Genomic DNA, 20,746 nt, shown 5'->3' with positions numbered 1-20,746 from the left:
CTCCATAAGAGAAATTCGATTAGCTCGAGTTTCATTTGCTGGCATCAATTAAGATACTCATTTTGTTGGTGTCACCGTTAGGTGCACAAACTGTATTTCGTTAACGTTTTGCTGTTCAGTTTTCAAGGTTCATTCGGTCGGCCTCTCGTAAGAGACAACTTTTTAATAATAACATCTCATCGTTTTGTTGTCAACACTTTTAGTAAAAACTTTTTCGTTATGTTTTTCGCTAAGTCGCTAACTTCAAAAGCAACTTCATAAATATACCACCCGTTTTCAAAAGATGCAACTGTTTTCTTAAATTCTTTTTGATTTTCTTTTACATTCTATTAAAACACTGTATTTCGGCAATAAAAAAACAGCTCCAATATTGCTATTGGAGCTGTCATATCAGTCTTTAGGACGCATTTGAGGGAATAGTAGCACGTCACGGATTGATTGCGAGTTCGTCAACAACATGACGAGGCGGTCGATTCCGATGCCGAGTCCACCTGTTGGTGGTAGTCCGTATTCCAATGCCGTAATGAAATCTTCATCCATTTCATGCGCTTCATCGTTTCCTTGTTCTTTTTCCACCAACTGCGATTCAAAGCGTTCGCGCTGATCAATTGGATCATTCAACTCCGTGAAGGCATTCGCGTGTTCACGGCGTACAATAAATAGTTCGAAGCGATCTGTGTATCTCGGATCTTCCGGATTCTTCTTTGCAAGCGGCGATACTTCTACTGGATGTCCATAGATGAATGTTGGCTGGACAAGTTCTTCTTCTACTTTCTGCTCGAAGAATTCATTCAGTACATGACCTACTTCCATAGAAGGAGTTACTTGTACGTTATGCTCTTTTGCTAGTTCATGCGCTTGTTCTTTCGTCAGTTGCTGCCAGAAGTCTACACCTGTAAACTCTTTGACTGCGTCTGCCATGTGAAGTCGCTTCCAGCGCGGTGCTAATTCGATTTGATCTTCACCGTACTGGATAGTAGTCGTACCCAGTACTTCTTGAGCGATATGCGCTACAAGATTTTCTGTTAATTCCATAATGTCGTTGTAATCCGCATAGGCTTCATATAACTCGATCATTGTGAATTCAGGATTGTGACGTGTGGACATTCCTTCATTACGGAATACACGTCCAATCTCATATACTTTCTCAAGACCTCCAACGATCAGGCGCTTTAAATGTAATTCGATAGCGATTCGCATATACAATGTCATATCGAGTGTATTGTGATGTGTAACGAATGGGCGGGCCGCTGCTCCCCCTGCTATTGCGTGAAGCATAGGTGTTTCTACTTCAAGGAAGCCTTGTCCATCCAAGTAATGACGCATCGATTGAATGATCCGGCTGCGCATAATGAACGTTTCTTTGCTACCTTCTGTCGATATTAAATCCAAGTAGCGCTGACGATAGCGTTGTTCTACGTCTTGTAGACCATGGAATTTCTCAGGCAACGGACGCAACGCTTTCGTTAAGAACGTAAACTTTGTTGCTTTAATAGAAAGTTCTCCTACTTTTGTTTTGAAGATAATACCTTGGACACCGACAATGTCCCCAAGATCTGCAGAAGTAAATAGCTTATAAGCCTCTTCACCGATAGCGTCCAAACGTACGTAAATCTGAATTTGACCTCCAAGATCTTGAATGTGAGCAAACCCAGCTTTACCTTTTCCACGCTTTGTCATGATGCGACCAGCAATAGTTACCTCCTGCTCGTTTTCTTCTAAATCCTCTTTTGACTGCCCTTCATATGTAGAGCGTATCTCGCTTGTCAGATGTGTGCGTTCAAAACGCTGACCGAACGGATCTAAACCATCTTCACGTATATCATTCATCTTCTGGCGTCTCACCAAAAGCTGATCATTCATTTCATCCATATTGGACATTTCCTTTCACTCCTTCATACTTTGACCGTCCCTATCCTCGGAATCAGTCGTCTGCAACTATTGTACACAAATTTCAGGCCTAACAAAAGGACAAACAGTCATCTCGTTCCATTGTATAGAAAAAACTGCCCTATTATAGAGCAGTTTGGTCATTCAATGTTCAATCTTGTCGTAAAAACTCTTCGACTCGTCCAATCTTTTTCCAAAGATTTATCCCGTCTTCTTTTATCGCCAGTTCTTCACGATAAAGAGTTCCTGTTATAGGATTCTTTACATCCTTATTAATCTCAACTAGCGGAACGAGCACGAATGCACGCTCTTGCATACGTATATGCGGAATGATCAAATTCTCTAATTGGAAGTGACTCTCGTTATAAAGCAAGATATCCAGGTCTACTGTTCGGGGGCCCCAACGTATTTTACGCATTCTACCAAGCTTATTTTCAATAGACTGGCACACACTCAATAATTCCGTTGCTTCTAATGTCGTGCTGAGCTTTACCACGATATTCAAAAACTTCGCTTGTTCCGTTAGTCCGACTGGATCGGTTTCGTACACGGAAGAAACTATTGACACATTAATAGAAGGATGTTCATTTAACAATTGCACAGCTTGCTGTAAATGTTCAAGGCGATTGCCTATATTTGATCCCAGTGACAAATAGGCGTTATTCAGGAGAAACGCCCCCTCGTGATTTCCACGGAAACGGATGAATAATGTCCACGAATCGGTGGATCCGGTTTTATAAGCAAGACACGTACACCGTTTATCTTTTCTGCGAAGTCTGTCATGATCGTCCCGGCCACTGTTTCAGCCACCGTCTCGATCAGATGAACCGCTTCACCTTCCACGATGTTCTTACACATCTCATACACTTCTGCGTAATTCATTGTTTTCGATAAATCATCCGTCTGTCCGGCCTCCGCAAGATCCGTAGCCAATGAAACTGTCAGCCGAAAACGTTGTCCGAGTTTATTCTCTTCAGGCAATGCGCCGTGGTAACCGTAAAACTCCATATCATTCAAATGAATATAATCCATGAAATCCCTCCATTTTATCGCTTACCCAGTGTATGCTGCTTTCTTAGTCAATACATCCATCATCTTGACCATCCGTGAGATTTCCTTCACATCATGAACACGCATAATATGCGCGCCATGCTCAATACCGTAACAAACCGTTGCACCCGTACCCTCCATACGTTCTTCCACTGGTAGATCAAGCACTTTACCGATCATGCCTTTACGAGACGTACCGAGTAAAACCGGATATCCAAGTTCCGCAATCGAAGACAACCCTTGCATTGCTAATATATTCTGCTCGAGATCTTTCGCGAAACCGATGCCTGGATCCAGCCAAATCATCTCTTCATTAACTCCAGCCCGCTTTGCAATATCGATACTCTCCTGCAAATCTTCTATAATAGCCCCCATGAACGGTAGCTGGTAATCACGATTTTCACGGTTGTGCATCAAAATGATAGGCACACCATAGCGCGCCGCCACTTCCGCGATCGCCGGTTCCCGCTTCGCGCCCCACACATCATTAATTATACTTGCACCCGCTATAATTGCCGCTTCCGCCACAGCTGCTTTTGACGTGTCGATTGATAATACACAGCCGAGTTCCCTCGCGAGTATTTCGATGATTGGTACAACACGATCTATTTCCTCTTCAACTGAAATAGGCGTGTACCCTGGACGAGTGGACTCTCCACCGACGTCAATGATTTTCGCACCGTCTGCAAGCATTGTCCGCGCATGTTCAAGCGCCAGGTTTCGCCGACCATATTTTCCACCATCCGAAAATGAATCCGGTGTGACATTCAATATCCCCATAATCACTGTTTCTTCGCTAAAATTAATCGTCGTTCCACCCAATTTATAAGATGCACGTGCTTTTGATAATTCCATTACTGGTCACTCACTTTCATTCGATTGATTGCCTCTTGATAACTCGCATGCAATCGTTGATAAATCGGTCCTTCCTTGCCAGAAAACATCACTTCTCCTACCTGACGAATTGGCACTAGCTCCTGGATCGCGTTGGTAATAAATACTTCTTCCGCTGATTCAAGCGCTTCCTGCATATATAACCCTTCGTTGATAGGCAACCCTAGTTCTCCAGCCATTTCGATGACAAACGCACGCGTCGTACCAGGTAAGATCCCCGTCTCCAAAGAAGGTGTATACAACTCGCCTAGTTTCACCCAAAATACATTCGATGTAATACCTTCTGCCACATAGCCGTCCGAAGTAACAAATAGACCTTCTGTTTCTTTCAATGAAGGTAATTCCAGACGCCCTTTTACATTATTTGCATACTGGTGCGACTTATGACGAACGACACTTTCCGGTTCATTACGCGTTGTCGCAAGCCAGACGCCATCTTTCTCCGTATGCGCAGGCGGTAGAGTAAGTACTTTTTGGAAGATTAGTACATTAGCTTGTTCATATTGTGTAGGTGCAAGCCCGATATCATGCACACCCGCTGATACGTTCAAACGATAATAGCCATCTACACAACCATTTTCTTTATACAAAGAATGTATAGCTGATAGAATCTCTTCATCACTATATGGCATTTTAATACGGAAATCAGCCAATGCCGACCGCAAGCGAATCATATGCGATTTGTAGAGGAATACTTCTCCGCCATACGTACGGAATGTCTCGAAAAAACCCAGCCCGTAAAGAAATCCATGATCAAAAGGTGATATCAGCAGTTCTTCCGCGACTACTCGCTTACCGTTCATCCAGCAAATCAATACAGTTGCTCACTTTCATCACGAATCGCCAACTCAGCCATTTCTTTCGCTTGCCATAGCGCTTTCGCTTTATTAAGAGACTCTTGATATTCAGCAGCAGGATTCGAATCGGGCACTAAACCAGCACCCGCTTGGATATGCACGATGCCCTCTTGAATGAATGCTGTACGAATCGTGATATTCAATTCCATGTCTCTGTTGAAGCCTATCCAACCCATCGATCCAGTGTAGAGCCCTCTACGAGTCGGCTCTAGCTCCTCAATGATTTCCATCGTACGCAATTTAGGATCTCCCGTAATGGAGCCACCAGGGAATACTCCACGCACAATAGATGCCAGATCTTCAGAGGACGCAGTACCACGAACATTCGATACCAAATGCATGACGTGCGAATACTTTTCGACGACCATGAATTCATCTACTTCCACTGTACCTTCCTGACAGATGCCTTCAAAGTCCGCGCATTCGAGATCGACAAGCATCTTGTGCTCACCTATCTCCTTTGTGTTCGATATCAACTCTTCCTGCAAGGCAAGGTCTTCTGCTTCCGTCATCCCACGCTTTCGTGTACCGCCAATTGGTCGCGTGCTCAATTCAGTACCGCGCTTTTTCAACAATAATTCAGGCGAACCGGAGACTACTTCAAAATTCGGTGCCGCCATATAGGCCATATAGGGTGAGGGATTGAACGAGCGTAATGCTTCATACATCAATAAAGGTGGTGCGACGAGCGGTTTTGACTGTCGTACAGACAAATTCACTTGCACGACATCTCCGTTCTCAATGAATTGCTGTACATCGCGCACCATTTGCTCGAACTGTTCTCCTGTTACAGAAACTTGTAAATCTTCTTCTGTAACGTCCACGTCTATTGCTTGTCCAGTAGTAAATTGACGATTCAGCAGACCTGTTTGTGATGCTTCGGTCCATTCCTTTACCATACTGTCCAGCGCGTGCCGTTTTTCAGGCAATGCCATAAAGTAGACGTCTTCTTTTTCTATATCGAACACAGCCCATTGATCAAAAAGATAAAAGAATACGTCAGGCGTCGTCAAGTCGTCCATCGCAAAAAGCGGTAGAGCCTCATAGCGTCTGACATAATCGTAACTGACCATCCCAATTGCTCCTCCTTGAAAGGCAGGTAAATCTTTCTGATGCTCTAGGTTATATTTCGCCATAAAGTCATTCAACAAAACTAGCGGATCTTCTCCCGTCAGCAATTCTTCTTTGCCATCGCGCCACTCTAAACGTAGACCTGTTTTAGTTGCATTGAACGTCACAAGCGGATCAAGTCCTGCCACACACATCTCTCCGCCACGACCACTCTCCAATAAAACATGCCGGTCTTTCCCTGTTGCAAGTTGGCGATAGGCATAAAAGAATTCGTCTTTTGTCATTGCAGCTGTCTGATAGGCTACTGTATTCATGCTAGTTCCCCCTGCGTCTCTAGTATTTACTCCGCGTTACTTTCCTCTATTAACTGTTTGATCATCGTATCATCCAACGGCAGCATCACTTTATCCGTGATTACACCATCTTTATTGATAATATACGAAGTCGGATAGACTTTTATCTGATACATTTTCATTATTTCGCTGTCCTTATCCAATAAAATTGGAAACGTTAATTTATATTCATCGACGAATTCTTTCGCACTCTTTACCTTATTCTTCTCAGTTTTCGTCATATTGACTGCGAGTATCTCCATATCATCGGACTCTTTATTGTCTGTATAGTACTTTTCCATATGTGGCATTTCAGAACGGCATGGCGGACACCACGATGCCCAGAAATTCAACATGACCGTCTTGCCACGGTAATCGGACAATTTGACTGTGTCACCTGAAAGTGTAGTTAATTCGAAGTCCGGAGCCAAATCTCCTTTAGCCAGTCCAGGCTTACCCGTATCCGTAGTAGTTTGCCAATCTTCAGGTAAACGATCAACCACATCTTTCGGCAAGCTTTCCATATTCAGATCCTCGTAACCAGGAAGGCCGCCCGTCTCCTCCTTAATTTCCTGTTTTAATAGGAAAATTATCGTGCCCATGACAATCACAATTAAAACTGACGCTAGTATGCTCCACTTTTTATTCACAGTGAGCCCCCTCTATTCTATGTATAACTAGATTGGTTCGTCTCAATTATACAGAATTTCACCCACTGATAACAGCCTGACGATTGCGCAGTTTTTTTACTGGATATAAAAAGAAACTGCCGCTAGAAGCAACTTACTACTTCTAGTGACAGTTTCATATATGCAAGGAATCAAATGACGTCAATGAAATCAATACAGTGCTAGCAAATGAATGCTACGATACCTTACTCCTTACTCTTCATCAAACTGATAAAGAGGTGTGCTCAAGTAACGCTCTCCGTTAGATGGAATGATCGCTACTACCGTTTTGCCTTTGCCTAGCTTCTTCGCCACTTGCAACGCAGCTGCAATCGCCGCGCCTGAAGATACTCCTCCAAGGATACCTTCTTCACGAGCCGCACGACGCGCAAACGTATATGCGTCATCATTGGAAACTTTGATAATCTCATCATAGATTTCTGTATCCAATACTTCCGGCACGAATCCCGCACCGATACCTTGAATCTTATGTGGTCCTGGCTTACCGCCAGATAATATCGCTGAATCTTCCGGCTCTACCGCTACGATATTAATTCCAGGGAAACGCTCTTTTAGCACGCCGCCTGCTCCTGTAATTGTACCGCCCGTCCCGATTCCCGAGATAAATGCATCTACTTGATCCAAGGCATTCGCGATTTCGGGTCCCGTTGTCAGACGGTGAACTTCTGGGTTTGCTTCATTATTGAACTGCTGCGGTAGGAACCAGCCGTTTTCTTCTGCTAATTGCTCGGCTTTCGAGATTGCACCCTTCATTCCTTCAGCTCCAGGAGTCAATACTAAATCCGCTCCGTATGCGCGAAGTAAGTTGCGTCGCTCTAAGCTCATGGTGTCTGGCATGACAAGTACAGATTTATACCCTTTCGCTGCCGCAATCATAGCAAGCCCAATTCCTGTATTGCCACTAGTCGGTTCGATGATTGTACTATTTTCTTTTAGATCACCGCTTTTTTCTGCCGCCTCGATCATGGCAAGCGCAATACGATCCTTGACGCTTGAGCCGGGATTGAAGAATTCAAGTTTCAAATACACATCTGCGTCATCTGCACCTGTCAAACGATTTAATTTTACTAACGGTGTGTTACCTACCAAATCAATAACTGAATTTCCCACTCTACTCATTTGTCATCCGCTCCCAATACCAAGTATTTTAATATGTTTTATTGACTTAATATTACTACCTTCTATTTTACTTGTCAATATAATCATTCGGAAGATTATGGTTTTTCAATTCCTCCGCTAAACAGGTTGATCTGCAAGCCTGATGTCGTTATGCCCGCAAGGCAGTATCCTTTGCGCGGATGCTGATAGCGCTTTCTAAATTGATTATATAAGTTCATGTAAATTAGTAAATTACCCGCTACCGCAATACACTTTCGGCAACGGGTGAGTAGTTAAGAGTAAAATCAAAGTAATTCACGAAGCTCTTGCTCAGAGAATTGATACTTCTCCAAACAGAAGTGGCATTGCGCTTCCGCACCATGATCTTCATCGATCATCGCTTGAATTTCTACAGCTCCAAGTCCTTTAATAGCTTCACTAAAACGTTCCTTGGAACAATCACAATCAAACTTCACGTCGATTCTAGAGAGGAATTCCACATGTTCCTGGCCTAGTACTTCTTCCAGGATTCCTTCAGGTGTCAATCCGTTGTCAATCATAGTAGAAATCGCTGTCATGTTCGCGATTCTTCCTTCTAGCAATTCAATCGTCTCTTCCGTAGCACCTGGCATTACTTGCAGAATAAAGCCACCTGATGCTTTAACCGTGTTATCTGGATTAACGAGTACGCCTAATGCCACAGCGGATGGCACTTGTTCAGATACTACCATGTACTGGGTGAAGTCTTCGGCAATTTCCCCGGAAATAATCGGTACTTGCCCCGTAAAGTAATCTTTCAACCCTAGATCTTTTACGATCGACAGCATACCTTCCGTACCAACTGCTCCACGAACGTCTAATTTACCTTGTTCATTTAGCGGCAAGTGCGTTTGCGGATTCGTTACATAACCACGAACTTCCCCTCTAGCATTAGCATCCACGACAATTGGACCAAGTGGACCATCGCCCTGAATTTTTACCGTAATGCTATCATCGCCTTTTAACATAGCACCCATCATGACTGACGCTGAAATCGTTCGACCTAAGGCAGCAGTCGCTGTCGGCCACATTTGATGACGCTTTTGTACCTCTCCGACCGTTTCTGTTGAACGCACCGCATACGCACGAATTTGTCCTTCAAATGCCAATGCTTTTACTAAGTAATCTGTTGTCATTTTATTCTCTCCTTACAAATTTCTTTCATAAATCAGATGTAATCCTTTTAGCGTCAGGAAGTCATCTACAATATCAATCACTTCGGTTTCAGATGCAATTAATTCTGCCATCCCACCTGTCGCGATTACAGTAGGTTCGACTGCACAATCTTCTTTTATACGATTGACTATTCCTTCAACCTGTCCAACGTAACCAAAAATAATACCCGACTGCATAGCAGCAACGGTGTTCTTACCTACTACATGCTCCGGCCGTGCGAGTTGAACGCGCGGTAGTTTAGAGGCACGATCAAACAATGCTTCCATAGAGATTTTAATGCCAGGAGCGATGGAGCCACCCATGTATTCGCCATGTTCATTCACATAGCAATACGTGGTAGCTGTTCCAAAGTCCACGATAATGAGCGGGCTCCCGTATTCGCGAATCGCTGCCACCGCATTGACAATCCGGTCTGCACCGACTTCTCGAGGATTTTCATATTTAATATTTAATCCTGTTTTCACGCCAGGTCCAACGACCATCGGCTTTTGATTAAAGTACTTTTTACACATTTGCTCTAACGGGAACATAACAGGCGGCACTACGGATGAAATAATAATGCCCGTGATGTCAGCGAATGAAATCCCCACATGTTGGAACATTGCCTTTACTTGCATGGCGTATTCGTCTTCTGTTTTATGTCGGTAGGTTTCCATCCGCCAGTGGTGCTTTAGTTGATCCCCTTCATATACACCTAACACAATATTCGTATTGCCTGTATCTAATACTAATAACATAGTCGTTGTCCCCTCTTACTTTGACTTTTTCCCGTACATCATATCATAATTTCACATCGAGATACTGTGAATGCGTACTGAACACGTTTCCCCCTCATAAGAAAACAGCCGACTGTATACAGTCGGCTGTTGGGTTCGCTTAGTCTCTACGTTCTTCATCAATAGACGGCAATGTCTTATCTACCGCTCCACCTTCACGTGGCAAGTCACCGATTGATGGGTCAGATGGCGCACCCGTGCTATCCGGGGTTGTAGTTTCCGCAGGGGAGTTTTCTACAATTTTCTTGTCATCATCGTTGTTGTCGTAAGGACGATCAGGTAAAGTACCGTGATCCTTCAAGTGATTGATTTGTTCCGCATCCAACGTTTCGACATCCAATAAAGTGGTTGCAATCAGATTAAGCAACTCTCGGTTTTCAGTCAAAATTTGTCTTGTGCGTTCGTATTGTTCTTTGATAGTTATTTGCATTTCAGAATCAATCTCGTATGCGATCGCTTCAGAATAGTTTTGTTCAGAGTTAAAGTCACGTCCAAGGAATACTTGGCTGCCTTGCGTCTGCCCGAACTGCATCGGACCGATTTTATCACTCATTCCATATTCTGTAACCATCGAACGCGCAATACCTGTAGCACGCTGGAAGTCGTTATGTGCACCGGTTGATACATCACCAAGTACAATTTCTTCTGCTACGCGTCCACCTAGAAGACCCGCAATTTTGTCGAGGAGTTCAGGTTTTGTCATGAAGTAGCGGTCTTCTTTCGGAAGCATAACTGCGTATCCGCCAGCTTGCCCACGAGGAACAATCGTTACTTTATGGACGATTTCCGCATCGTCAAGCATTAAGCCCACAACTACGTGACCCGCTTCGTGGAACGCAACGATATTTCGTTCTTTTTTCGAGATGACACGATTTGTTTTCGCAGGACCTGCAATCACACGATCTGTCGCTTCATCAATGTCAGACATATCGATTTTCTTTTTATCTCTTCTCGCCGCCACAAGAGCCGCTTCATTCAATAAGTTCTCAAGATCTGCACCAGAGAATCCTGGAGTACGTTGAGCAAGAGCTTTCATATCGACTGTATCATCAAGTGGTTTGTTTCGTGCGTGAACTTTCAACACAGCTTCTCTTCCTTTAACATCAGGACGGCCAACCGTAATTTGACGGTCAAAACGTCCCGGACGAAGAAGTGCCGGGTCCAAAATATCCGGACGGTTTGTAGCGGCAACGATAATAATTCCTTCGTTTCCTTCAAATCCATCCATTTCTACTAGCAATTGGTTCAATGTTTGTTCACGCTCATCGTGACCGCCGCCTAAGCCGGCTCCACGCTGACGTCCAACTGCATCAATTTCATCAATAAAAATAATACATGGTGAGTTTTTCTTGGCATTCTCAAATAAATCGCGCACTCGAGAAGCACCTACACCTACGAACATCTCAACGAAGTCAGAACCTGAAATCGAGAAGAATGGTACGCCTGATTCACCTGCTACTGCACGTGCAAGCAATGTTTTACCTGTACCTGGAGGTCCTACTAGCAAGATCCCTTTTGGAATCCGTGCACCTAACTCCACAAACTTACTAGCATCTTTCAAGAAGTCCACGACTTCTTCAAGCTCAGCTTTTTCCTCATCTGCACCTGCAACATCATTGAAACGTACTTTCTTCCGATCGTCCGTTTGCAGTTTCGCTTTACTTTTCCCGAAGTTCATCACCTTGCCGCCACCGCCGCCTTGTGATTGGTTCAGTAAGAAGAAGAAAAGGATAATAATAATTATGAATGGTACGAGTCCTGTAAAGAACGATACCCACGCGCTTGTTTCTTTTGGCGGTAGGATTTCAATCTCAGTACTTGTCGTTTTGACAATTTCACCGATACTGTCCATATCATTTTCTGGTATGTTCGTTACGAAAGTTTCACCTTTTTCGTAGCCGGCCATTTCCCCTTTTACTTCATACACAAGCTGTAATGGTTGAAAAGTTGCTTTTTCGACTTTTCCTTGTTCCAGCGCTGTGACGAATTCATCATACCGAATTGGTTTCATCTTCGGATTTGGATTGTTAAGCGAACTGAAAATACCCATAATTGCTAGGAAGATCAATCCATATAAAAGAAAGTATCGAAGTATTCGATTCATCCCAAGCCTCCTCATCTCATTCAACAAAAACTAAACAGAAAACTATTGTAAATTTTAGCATAGATTAACACTACTTAACAAAAGAAATGCCTTACGGAAAATAGCCTTCAATCCGGTTCATTGCACATTCGTCAGAAAGAGTAAATTTCCTTCTTCAATACCCCGATGTAAGGTAAATTACGGTATTTCTCTGCATAATCCAAGCCGTACCCAACTACGAACGCATCCGGTACGTCAAAACCTACATAATCGGCTTTTAAATCTACTTTACGCCCTGTCGGCTTATCCAACAGCGTTACGATCTTGATAGAGTTTGCTTTTCTGTATTTAAACAGCTCCACTAAGTAATTCAATGTCTTTCCACTGTCAATAATATCTTCAATAATCAACACGTCGCGACCTTCTATGCTAGTGTTCAAATCTTTGATGATTTTCACTTCACCTGATGAAACTGTCGCATTCCCATAACTAGAAACATCCATGAAATCTAACTCGATATACGTATCAATGCGTTTGATCAAGTCACTCATGAATGGTAATGCACCTTTGAGTACACCGACTGCTAATGGGAATTTTTCACGGTACTCTTCAGTTAATGTTGCTCCGAGTTCTCGGACTTTCTCCTCTAGTTGCTCTTCTGAAATTAAAACATGCTCGATATCTTGCGCGATCATCGGCCCGTCCCCCTCTATTTTATCTTGTCTCGCCTTCTCGCGTAATCCATATGTATGAATCGCCTTCCGGTTGGCGGCGTGAAAACATCTCACTATACCGTACACCAGGTACTGCACATACAGTACCGCTTGCTGTCGTAATGACAGGCTGCTGTTGCCTTTGCATGATCCCTATCTTTTCGTCAATCAATATCCGATTCACACGTTTTGGATCGGACATTCCTTTAATCAACATTCTGTCTCCAGTCATCCGAAGCCGTACAGTTAACGGTAGTTCCGACTCAGGTAATTGAAAATACCTGACTTCATCGGAAGGTGAGCATTCTTCTATTATATGTGCGTTGGCATGATCCCAGTAAAACTGAATATTCCCCCACGTATGCCAAGTACCTTTTGCGAGTACTTTTGGTCGAAGGGATGCTGTATCTATATCCATTTTTGTAATTAGCAGTTTATCATATTCCCTGATAAACCGATAGCCATACACCAAATCAATTGCGACGTTTCCGTCTGAGTTCGTAATGTGCTGTAACAGTTCATCCACTAATGCAAAATGCCACTCAGCGTTCTCTGTTGCTGGGTTAGTTAGACATTTTAATAGTAGTTGAATCACGCGCTTTTGTAAAGCGTGGGGAATAGCAAGAAATGCCTCCCGTTGAAAAGAGGGAAGCTGCTCATGCGTATACGTAACAATCGAACGCCAATGTTGATCCGCAAGCTCATTCAGCAAGCTTTCATCCGCTTGCCGTTGTTCCGTCTGGCGAACTGTGTTGACCGCGACGGATGGATTTTCGTCCATCAAGACTGGTAGCACGTGATGTCGCATACGATTACGCAAATAATTGTCTTGCTGATTACTTGGATCTTCTCGGAATATGATGTCGTGATGTGACGCATACATGTACAATTCGCTCTTTCTCAATGGAAGAAGTGGACGTATAACTTTACCCAAGTCAATTGCCCGCTGTATTGGCATACCATTTAATGATTGCCCCTTACTCAATTGAATCATCACCGTCTCTAGTTGGTCATCTGCATGATGGGCCGTTGCGAGAACCGTGAACCCCTCGCTTTTCATCGTTTGTTCGAAACACGCATAACGCTGTTGCCGACACACTTGTTGCATATTACCGCCCTGGCTTTCCAAGATAGCCGGAATAGGTACTTGTTCAGAATAAAAGGGTAGCCCGAATTCCTCGCACAGTTGCTTCACAACAAACGCATCTTCAGCGGATTCAACTCCACGCAACATGTGGTCTACATGGATGGCCGCTACTTCAATGACCAGAGGTTGCTGATGCGTTGCAAGAAAGTGAAGCAGTGCCATGGAATCCACACCACCCGAACACGCGACCAATACACGAGAGCCGGGAGGAATCAACGTTTGCTTGTCAATAAACTTTAATACCTTCTGCTGCAAACTTTTCATGATCCATCTCCCTCCTCTCTCTATTCTACCATTGTTTAGCTAGAAATGATTCGAGGTTGCTTATTAGCTTTTGCCCACTTTGGTACAATATGACCGACTTTCATTACGAGAATCGTCCGATCATCTTCTACTGACTCAAATACCCGTTCCATCTCCATCATTACTTGATCGGCAATCGTCCGGCAATCCATATCTTTAAAACGTTCTATCGTTTGATTCATCACGTCTTCTTGAATATCAAGCGGTATATCCCCATTAAATATGCCGTCCGTCATCATAACGACGATATCACCGGACTTGAGCTTTTCGTTTTTCGCCTCTATAGAAAATGAAGGCAAGAAGCCAAATGGTACTGTTTTGCTGTCTAACCGGATACAATCATCACTTCTTTTAATGTAGGTACTCATCGAACCTGCCTTCCACGACCACAGTCGCCCTTCTTGTAAATCAATTAACGCCAAGTCGAGCGTTGCATACATATCATCCAGTCCATTTAACGCCATCATATAATGCAAGGTGTGGATCGCCGTTTCCGGATCCATTTTTTGACCCAGACATTCCCGCATCAGCCGGATTACCTTTCTACTTTCGTGGTATGCATTGATATCTTGTCCCATTCCGTCCGACAACAATACAGCCGACAAGCCTTCGTGAATCTTGAATAACTCATACGCATCGCCACCATTGAACGATCCCTTCCCGGCTGTTGTGACGATATCATAATCAAGTGAAAAGCGAACAGCGGAACTAAAGGTTAATTGCACATGTGGGAACGGGAATGGCTGATAAGTCGATTTTGAAATATGCATCGGTTCATCGTACATTTGCTCCAAGATGGGCAGTAATAAATATTCTCCAACCGTCGTTTCCGCTTCAAAATCCGCCTTTTTTTCCGGTACAGAAATCACAATTCTGCAAGCACCCCGTTCTTCCGATAATATATCTATTTGAAAAAACTCTATGGCTTGTGATTGTAAACGATTCGCAAGCTCTTCTTCAGCCAACTTATACGTAGTCAGATCTTCCTTTACTTCTCTCATAACTTTTTCGATATGCGTACTCATATCGCGTAATTGCAATGCTAGCATCTTTCGACCATGCTGTAACTGCCCCATCAATAATTTATTGGCCCCTCTCTCCTCCAATTCATTCATTAACCCCTTAAAACGTAGACATTTATATTTCATCTTCTGTTCAACACGTACACGAGCAGCTTTCTTCGTTGCAGAATAGGTGGTTTCCCATTCGTCAATCAACGGTTCTATACTGTCCTCTTCACTTTCCCAACACTTGCGGTAACGAAAACAGGATTGACAAATAGATGGTACTTGACTTGTCGCTGCCACTTCCTCTTCGGGGGACAGACGATCATTCACGAGCGTTGACATGAAATGAGCAAACTGTTGGAACTCCTCTAACTGCCCATCCAGTTTATCCGCGAGCCATTGCTGTCGTTTTTCTGATATTCCTTCTTGTTTCGGTAATAAAACTTGTCGTATTTGACTTAATTTGCGCGAAGGTATCAATATAAACAGTAAAGCTGCGGCGCCAACTGTGGAAAAATGAACGGTATCAAGAGGCAGCGTCGCATCATATAGAAGGAAAAAGAGCGAAACAAAGACACTGCCGGTGATGACCCCAAGCTTTCCAAAGCGTTTTAGTGAACCCGCCAACAAACCAGTCATACCATATAACGCCATCATGCCCGTAAAGGACAATTCTGATACACCTATGATCAACGCGATAATCATTCCGACGGTTGTAGCGAACGGCACTCCCCCAACAACTGCAGCTACAAATATCGCTAAAAACAAGAATACCCCAGCAACCGATACTGTACCGATTTGGAACCCTCCCATTCCGGTGGCTGCAAGCGCTCCCACAATACACATCGCACTGATCTGCTCGGGATTCCACGGCCCATACAGCATTCTTTCTATAGAAGGAAAAGCTAGTAACATGAAAATGGTCATAAACAATGCAAGCAATGCTTCTAACCCTATTGACAACTGAACCGCTAAAGGTAACATCCCGTCGCCGTATTTTACGAGCTGCCAGATTAATTGCGGAATAATCATTCCTCCAGCCACAGCGATTGGAATAGACCTTTTCACGACTGGAATCTTTATAATTGAATGAAACAGTAATAATTGCGCCAAATGAATGACAGCTTGTCCCACCCCAAGAAACGCGCTGCCCGCCATTCCACCTATAAATACGTAGATCATGTGTTGACGGTAGCGCATACTTGCTAATGCCCAGATTGGCAAGAAGAATGGTACTGCCATATCGAATACTACTGCTTGTGATAGAAAGAATGATCCTACCAAGAACAGTAGGGCAGTTAGCAAGTATACTTTACGATTCATAAATTCTTGCCAGTATGCCCTAAACATCTGCAAAATTGGTCGCTCCATATTGTCAATCATCTTCATTTCCCATACCCCCTATGTTCTCTTACGTAAAACTATACATGGGGTTCACGAGAAAATTTGTCTGTTTGTGGCGGCATATTCACAAAACATTTCGACGTATTCCGTATGTATATTTTTTAGTAAAAGATATGTTGACACTTCTCCAAATGCCTAGTATGATAAGAGACGTTGCGTATGGAATTACCTCATTTCATTGCATCAATATCTTGGCGGCGTAGCTCAGCTGGCTAGAGCGTTCGGTTCATACCCGAAAGGTCGTGGGTTCGACCCCCTCCGCCGCTATAATAGTAAATCAAAAAATCCTCTGGCTTAGGCAGAGGATTTTTTGTTGAAAAAAATGATCCGAGGAACGCTTATGAACTTTGGTTAACGTCGATTTAGTGCGATTTGGATTACGATTCTTTTATGGGTGCGTGAGGGGCGGTGTTAAGTTTTGTTTTGCCGACTACGAGCCAGAACATTAATCAAGTGTGCCTAGCTCTCAACTCCGAATTTCGCGCATAAAAAAACGCATGCTCCATAATAGGGAACATACGTGTAGGATGTCATCTGATTTTAGTTTACAGTTGAAACAGTCAGCAAGTTATCCTCTTCTGGCTCCACGACCGCCACGCTTGGACTCTGTTGCTCTCTTTAAGGTAGTTAGACGTTCTTCGCTGTCCTTCATGAACTTTGCCATCTTCTGTTCAAAATTCTCTGGTCGTTCAAAGCTCGGTTTGCTTCCTTGACGAGGTCTAGTTGGACGTTGTGGACGCTGTGGACGTTGTTCTGACTCAGGTTTCGCCTTACGGATGGAAAGACCGATTTTACCGTCAGATCCCACATTCATTACTTTGACTTCAACCATATCGCCGACTTTTAAATGATCATTAATATCTTTGACATAATTGTCAGCTACTTCACTAATATGGACTAATCCTGTGGACCCGCTTGGCAATTCAACAAATGCCCCAAAATTTGTGATCCCGGTTACTTTACCTTCTAACTTGCTGCCTACTTCAATTGACATAAAAAAAATGCTCCTCCTTAAGTTTTAAGCGGCTCGTAAGCCTATCAACCATATTGGCAGTGCCTGTATTTTACAGGCTCCTACTTATATTATAGCCAACAAAAAAAGAGTGTCAACATGACTACTCTTTTCTTATGTCTTTTTCTGACTCTTTTTTCTTATCAGGAATTGAAAAAATGATCTCATTGGACTCTGAAAGAAAATATTCTTTCCGCGCGAGTTTAGCAATATACTCGTCATCGTCCAATCGAATCAACTGTGTTTTCAGTTGTTCTTGCTGTTCTTTTAAATCCTCTAGTGTAGCCGTTGCTTGGGCTTTTTCCTTATGTTTGGCTGCCAAGATTTCTTTTTGACCAGCATTCATATTGAATAAACTTCCAGCAACCACACAGACGATGACAAAAAATACGGCCAACCGATTACGCAAGCGTTTTTGTTGTGCTTTTTTAAAATTTTCTTTTTTTTGCATAGAGCGCACATAGTCTGTATCGATTGATGTCACATTCTTTGTTGAAGGGTTCTGTGTTTTTTTCATGGCGCACACACCTTTCTGGCGTAGTTCTACTATTGCACTCTATTATATAGTACTCTGCATTTATTTTGAAGGAATTTCCCTATGTTCTTTACTAATCTTAGAAACGGTGATGTGATGAATGACAGAATAGAGACAATTACAGAGAAAATCCGTTGAATCGTTAGGTAGACAAGACGAATGATGAGCCAAATCGGCCTAAGCACCACAAGTAACAGTAGTCTACCTACGAATCTCACAGGATAATGGAAGATGGCTGCATACAATAACAGGCCACTAACCTGTGCGACGGGGTCATACATTCTCCATGCCCCGTCGCGTACCATCATTAATACCCAAAACGACATAATGCCTAACATAATCCAGATAAGGCATTCAAACCAGAATGCCCACCTTCTAGTGAACGAACGTTTATCGCACCCGGCGACAATGGTTCCGAATAAATCCAGTACAATTCCAGCAGTAATTCCTGTCCCGATCATCGCCAACAGACTGAAGAACTGGACGGATAGGCTCATCCGAATAGTTTATGGAGGAAATTGCGTGAGCCTGCTTCTTCGTCATCATATTGAAGTGTTTGGACTGTGCCTTCAAGCGTTAGCAGGCCCTTGTCCACGTCTAAATGTACAATACGCAGTTCCTCCCCACGGATTTGCAGTACGCCTAGCGATGTTCTAACGAGAAATTCCTCCTGGTCAAAGCGGTCGATCGTTTTCACGGATGTGAGGTCCATTCTTTTGCGATTGCGCATCGTCACTACGTGGTCTCCTGATGGAATAGTATACATGGAGCTGTCTGTTTGAATCTGCATATGCGTCCCCCTTCTCTAGTACGTTCCCCTTATCATATGCAGAGGCTTGGCCAAACATGACAAGCCGTTTTTAAGTTGAGGTGCAAATTCTATATTCTAAACCCTTTAGTCTGTCTCGTGGTTAATTAGTTTGCCTCTTCGTCATCCACAAACTCAGGCTCCACTTTCTCTAAGCGCTCTTCGCTAGTGATTGTGTACATACCTGCTGCATCTTCTTTTTTCGTTGACGCCTTCAGCTCATTTACCGTAGCATTAACGATCTTTTGGCCGAAACGTATTGAAAGTTCATCACCTGGTTTGACAACGGACGATGCTTTGGCTACTTTTCCATTAATCGTAATTCTACCTTGGTCAGCCACTTGCTTCGCAAGCGTTCGGCGTTTTATAAAGCGTGATACTTTTAAAAACTTATCGAGTCTCATTTAGTTCCTTCCTTTCGTTTAGCCTGTTTCCAGAATTCTTCTAGTTCGTCTACTGTATAACTTTCAAATTTTCCGCTTCCTTGCTTCACGGATTGCTCTACGGACTGAAAACGGGATTTGAATTTTTCGTTGGCATGCCACATGGCTTCTTCTGGTGAGAGCTTCAGGAATCTTGCGATGTTGACGATAGTGAACAATACGTCTCCGAGCTCGTCTAGCTGTTGCTCAGGTCCACCACTTTTTACTTCTTCCTGAAATTCTTGCCACTCTTCCTGGAACTTGTCGAAAGCCCCTTCTATAGATGGCCAGTCAAACCCCACTTTGGCTGCAGTCTTTTGGTAATTATAAGATGTCAGCAAGGATGATGCCAAACGTTCTTGTCCTTCTAACAGCGTAGGCGGTTTAGGTTTTTCCTGCTCCTTGATGGCTTGCCAGTTCGTCAACACTTCTTCGGTTGTATCAGCTTGCGTTTGCGCAAATACGTGTGGATGACGACGTATCATTTTGGACCCTACAGTTTCGAGTACGTCTTCCATCGAGAAGTACCCATTGTCTTCCCCGATTTGTGCATGAAGAAAGACTTGTAGTAAAACATCTCCCAGTTCTTCGATAATAGCGTCATCATTTTCTTCATCGATGGCCTGGATCAACTCAAAGGATTCTTCGATTAAATAGCGCTTTAAGGATTCATGCGTTTGTTCACGATCCCAAGGGCAGCCATTCGGCCCACGTAACGTTGCGATGATGTCCCTGAACGAACTCCACTCTTTTAGTCGTTGTTGGTGATCAGGTAGCGGTGGTACATATACAGTCGTCAAATTATTCAATGTTACTGTACGGTCAAGCTCAAACAGTGGGATTTCAGTTAATTTTTCATCTTGGGAACCGGCTGACGTAACAATGGTGACAACGTGATGATCGGGATATTTCTCCATCAAAGACAATTTCACATCTGAAGCGACGAATGCGTCATACACTTGTCCTATTAATACGTGCTGATCCATCCGTACATCGTCACGTTTCATGTCAGTCCCATCCAGCAACTGAAATCCTTCAATTGGATCAATACGCAACGCTGTAAAAATCGGATCTAAAAAGCTACTACCACCTGCGATATGAAGTTCAATATCACCTGCACGTTCTTTTTCAATTAATAGTTGGACTGTACGTTCCGCTACGAGCGGGTGGCCTGGCACAGCGTATGTAATCGGCCGATGCGTACTCAGTTCGAGAAGTTTATCAACAATTTGCCGATAGACGTCTTCAAATGCATCATTTGCTTCATAGATTGAATCAAAACTTTCCATCTTTAGCCCTTCCGAACGCAATTCTGCAATTACAGGATGTTCTTCCGTGCGAATATAGAGATGGTCCGCTTGTTTCAATAATCGGTACGTGCCTAGCGACAATTGCTCTAAATCACTTGCGCCAAGTCCGATAACAGTTATTTTGTTCACA

Annotated in this window: 20 protein-coding genes and 1 tRNA gene; 1 reads left to right on the top strand and 20 read right to left on the bottom strand. The window is 43.4% G+C overall.

Annotated elements, in window-relative coordinates; translation table 11 throughout:
• Positions 1-390: 390 nt before the first annotated feature.
• From lysS to CSV67_RS15725, 14 genes are all read right to left on the bottom strand, one after another.
• On the bottom strand, positions 391-1,881 hold the full coding sequence (lysS, locus tag CSV67_RS15790; protein WP_099632548.1) for a lysine--tRNA ligase: 1,491 nt from the start codon (positions 1,879-1,881) through the stop codon (positions 391-393).
• Between the two features lie 160 nt (positions 1,882-2,041).
• Positions 2,042-2,557 (bottom strand): 2-amino-4-hydroxy-6-hydroxymethyldihydropteridine diphosphokinase, encoded by a 516-nt coding sequence (gene folK / locus CSV67_RS15785; RefSeq protein WP_143560720.1) that lies wholly within the window; start codon positions 2,555-2,557, stop codon positions 2,042-2,044.
• On the bottom strand, positions 2,554-2,922 hold the full coding sequence (gene folB, locus CSV67_RS15780; protein WP_099632547.1) for a dihydroneopterin aldolase: 369 nt from the start codon (positions 2,920-2,922) through the stop codon (positions 2,554-2,556). The genes folK and folB overlap by 4 nt, the downstream gene beginning before the upstream one ends.
• 21 nt (positions 2,923-2,943) lie before the next feature.
• Positions 2,944-3,795: a dihydropteroate synthase gene (folP, locus tag CSV67_RS15775; RefSeq protein ID WP_099632546.1), complete on the bottom strand. Its 852-nt coding sequence runs from the start codon at positions 3,793-3,795 to the stop codon at positions 2,944-2,946.
• Complete coding sequence (gene pabC / locus CSV67_RS15770) at positions 3,795-4,637, bottom strand: aminodeoxychorismate lyase (RefSeq protein WP_369803195.1); 843 nt, start codon at positions 4,635-4,637, stop codon at positions 3,795-3,797. The genes folP and pabC overlap by 1 nt, the downstream gene beginning before the upstream one ends.
• A gap of 8 nt (positions 4,638-4,645) precedes the next feature.
• Positions 4,646-6,076, bottom strand: a complete 1,431-nt coding sequence (locus tag CSV67_RS15765) for an anthranilate synthase component I family protein (protein WP_099632544.1) — start codon at positions 6,074-6,076, stop codon at positions 4,646-4,648.
• A 26-nt stretch (positions 6,077-6,102) separates the two neighbouring features.
• A complete protein-coding gene (locus CSV67_RS15760) occupies positions 6,103-6,744 on the bottom strand; it encodes a peroxiredoxin family protein (RefSeq protein ID WP_099632543.1) in 642 nt (213 codons plus the stop codon).
• A 231-nt stretch (positions 6,745-6,975) separates the two neighbouring features.
• Positions 6,976-7,902 (bottom strand): cysteine synthase A, encoded by a 927-nt coding sequence (gene cysK, locus CSV67_RS15755; RefSeq protein ID WP_099632542.1) that lies wholly within the window; start codon positions 7,900-7,902, stop codon positions 6,976-6,978.
• 284 nt (positions 7,903-8,186) lie between these two features.
• Positions 8,187-9,056, bottom strand: coding sequence for an Hsp33 family molecular chaperone HslO (gene hslO / locus CSV67_RS15750; protein WP_099632541.1), 870 nt, complete (start codon positions 9,054-9,056; stop codon positions 8,187-8,189).
• A gap of 12 nt (positions 9,057-9,068) precedes the next feature.
• Positions 9,069-9,833, bottom strand: coding sequence for a type III pantothenate kinase (locus CSV67_RS15745; protein ID WP_099632540.1), 765 nt, complete (start codon positions 9,831-9,833; stop codon positions 9,069-9,071).
• A 139-nt stretch (positions 9,834-9,972) separates the two neighbouring features.
• The gene (gene ftsH, locus CSV67_RS15740; RefSeq protein ID WP_099632539.1) at positions 9,973-11,976 is read right to left on the bottom strand and encodes an ATP-dependent zinc metalloprotease FtsH; all 2,004 of its coding nucleotides are present in this window, start codon (positions 11,974-11,976) and stop codon (positions 9,973-9,975) included.
• A 131-nt stretch (positions 11,977-12,107) separates the two neighbouring features.
• Positions 12,108-12,650, bottom strand: coding sequence for a hypoxanthine phosphoribosyltransferase (gene hpt / locus CSV67_RS15735; RefSeq protein WP_085132333.1), 543 nt, complete (start codon positions 12,648-12,650; stop codon positions 12,108-12,110).
• Between the two features lie 19 nt (positions 12,651-12,669).
• Positions 12,670-14,079, bottom strand: a complete 1,410-nt coding sequence (tilS, locus tag CSV67_RS15730) for a tRNA lysidine(34) synthetase TilS (RefSeq protein WP_099632538.1) — start codon at positions 14,077-14,079, stop codon at positions 12,670-12,672.
• A gap of 35 nt (positions 14,080-14,114) precedes the next feature.
• Positions 14,115-16,514 (bottom strand): SpoIIE family protein phosphatase, encoded by a 2,400-nt coding sequence (locus CSV67_RS15725; RefSeq protein WP_099632537.1) that lies wholly within the window; start codon positions 16,512-16,514, stop codon positions 14,115-14,117.
• 208 nt (positions 16,515-16,722) lie between these two features.
• Between CSV67_RS15725 and CSV67_RS15720 the strand changes: the two genes are divergently transcribed.
• Positions 16,723-16,796: transfer RNA gene (locus tag CSV67_RS15720), tRNA-Met, on the top strand.
• Between the two features lie 301 nt (positions 16,797-17,097).
• Here CSV67_RS15720 and CSV67_RS15715 read toward each other — a convergent pair.
• The 6 genes from CSV67_RS15715 to yabN all read right to left on the bottom strand — a co-directional run bounded on the left by CSV67_RS15715 (position 17,098) and on the right by yabN (position 20,745).
• Positions 17,098-17,523, bottom strand: a complete 426-nt coding sequence (locus CSV67_RS15715) for a S1 domain-containing RNA-binding protein (protein ID WP_029054887.1) — start codon at positions 17,521-17,523, stop codon at positions 17,098-17,100.
• 121 nt (positions 17,524-17,644) lie between these two features.
• The gene (locus CSV67_RS15710) at positions 17,645-18,058 is read right to left on the bottom strand and encodes an FtsB family cell division protein (RefSeq protein ID WP_099632536.1); all 414 of its coding nucleotides are present in this window, start codon (positions 18,056-18,058) and stop codon (positions 17,645-17,647) included.
• Between the two features lie 29 nt (positions 18,059-18,087).
• The gene (gene yabQ / locus CSV67_RS15705) at positions 18,088-18,573 is read right to left on the bottom strand and encodes a spore cortex biosynthesis protein YabQ (RefSeq protein WP_099632535.1); all 486 of its coding nucleotides are present in this window, start codon (positions 18,571-18,573) and stop codon (positions 18,088-18,090) included.
• Positions 18,570-18,866 carry a sporulation protein YabP gene (gene yabP, locus CSV67_RS15700; protein WP_029054884.1) on the bottom strand — a complete coding sequence of 99 codons (297 nt, stop codon included), beginning with the start codon at positions 18,864-18,866 and terminating at the stop codon, positions 18,570-18,572. The genes yabQ and yabP overlap by 4 nt, the downstream gene beginning before the upstream one ends.
• 125 nt (positions 18,867-18,991) lie before the next feature.
• A complete protein-coding gene (locus CSV67_RS15695) occupies positions 18,992-19,288 on the bottom strand; it encodes an RNA-binding S4 domain-containing protein (RefSeq protein ID WP_099632534.1) in 297 nt (98 codons plus the stop codon).
• Complete coding sequence (gene yabN, locus CSV67_RS15690) at positions 19,285-20,745, bottom strand: bifunctional methyltransferase/pyrophosphohydrolase YabN (protein ID WP_099632533.1); 1,461 nt, start codon at positions 20,743-20,745, stop codon at positions 19,285-19,287. The genes CSV67_RS15695 and yabN overlap by 4 nt, the downstream gene beginning before the upstream one ends.
• Between the last annotated feature and the right edge of the window lies 1 nt (position 20,746).

The sequence above is a fragment of the Sporosarcina sp. P2 genome (assembly GCF_002743255.1).
Taxonomy (GTDB): Bacteria; Bacillota; Bacilli; order Bacillales_A; family Planococcaceae; genus Sporosarcina.
The sequence above is the reverse complement of the archived record's forward strand: the minus strand, read 5'-3'. Positions and strand labels throughout refer to the sequence as shown.

Bases quoted from the DNA above. Each gene is read 5' to 3' on its own strand.
- CSV67_RS15715 (WP_029054887.1), bottom strand. From the start codon at position 17,523: ATGTCAATTGAAGTAGGCAGCAAGTTAGAAGGTAAAGTAACCGGGATC.
- yabQ (WP_099632535.1), bottom strand. From the start codon at position 18,573: ATGAGCCTATCCGTCCAGTTCTTCAGTCTGTTGGCGATGATCGGGACA.
- pabC (WP_369803195.1), bottom strand. From the start codon at position 4,637: ATGAACGGTAAGCGAGTAGTCGCGGAAGAACTGCTGATATCACCTTTT.
- ftsH (WP_099632539.1), bottom strand. From the start codon at position 11,976: ATGAATCGAATACTTCGATACTTTCTTTTATATGGATTGATCTTCCTA.
- hslO (WP_099632541.1), bottom strand. From the start codon at position 9,056: ATGACAACAGATTACTTAGTAAAAGCATTGGCATTTGAAGGACAAATT.
- hpt (WP_085132333.1), bottom strand. From the start codon at position 12,650: ATGATCGCGCAAGATATCGAGCATGTTTTAATTTCAGAAGAGCAACTA.
- yabP (WP_029054884.1), bottom strand. From the start codon at position 18,866: ATGCAGATTCAAACAGACAGCTCCATGTATACTATTCCATCAGGAGAC.
- cysK (WP_099632542.1), bottom strand. From the start codon at position 7,902: ATGAGTAGAGTGGGAAATTCAGTTATTGATTTGGTAGGTAACACACCG.
- folP (WP_099632546.1), bottom strand. From the start codon at position 3,795: ATGGAATTATCAAAAGCACGTGCATCTTATAAATTGGGTGGAACGACG.
- CSV67_RS15765 (WP_099632544.1), bottom strand. From the start codon at position 6,076: ATGAATACAGTAGCCTATCAGACAGCTGCAATGACAAAAGACGAATTC.
- CSV67_RS15695 (WP_099632534.1), bottom strand. From the start codon at position 19,288: ATGAGACTCGATAAGTTTTTAAAAGTATCACGCTTTATAAAACGCCGA.
- CSV67_RS15745 (WP_099632540.1), bottom strand. From the start codon at position 9,833: ATGTTATTAGTATTAGATACAGGCAATACGAATATTGTGTTAGGTGTA.
- folB (WP_099632547.1), bottom strand. From the start codon at position 2,922: ATGGATTATATTCATTTGAATGATATGGAGTTTTACGGTTACCACGGC.
- CSV67_RS15725 (WP_099632537.1), bottom strand. From the start codon at position 16,514: ATGAAGATGATTGACAATATGGAGCGACCAATTTTGCAGATGTTTAGG.
- CSV67_RS15710 (WP_099632536.1), bottom strand. From the start codon at position 18,058: ATGAAAAAAACACAGAACCCTTCAACAAAGAATGTGACATCAATCGAT.
- lysS (WP_099632548.1), bottom strand. From the start codon at position 1,881: ATGTCCAATATGGATGAAATGAATGATCAGCTTTTGGTGAGACGCCAG.
- tilS (WP_099632538.1), bottom strand. From the start codon at position 14,079: ATGAAAAGTTTGCAGCAGAAGGTATTAAAGTTTATTGACAAGCAAACG.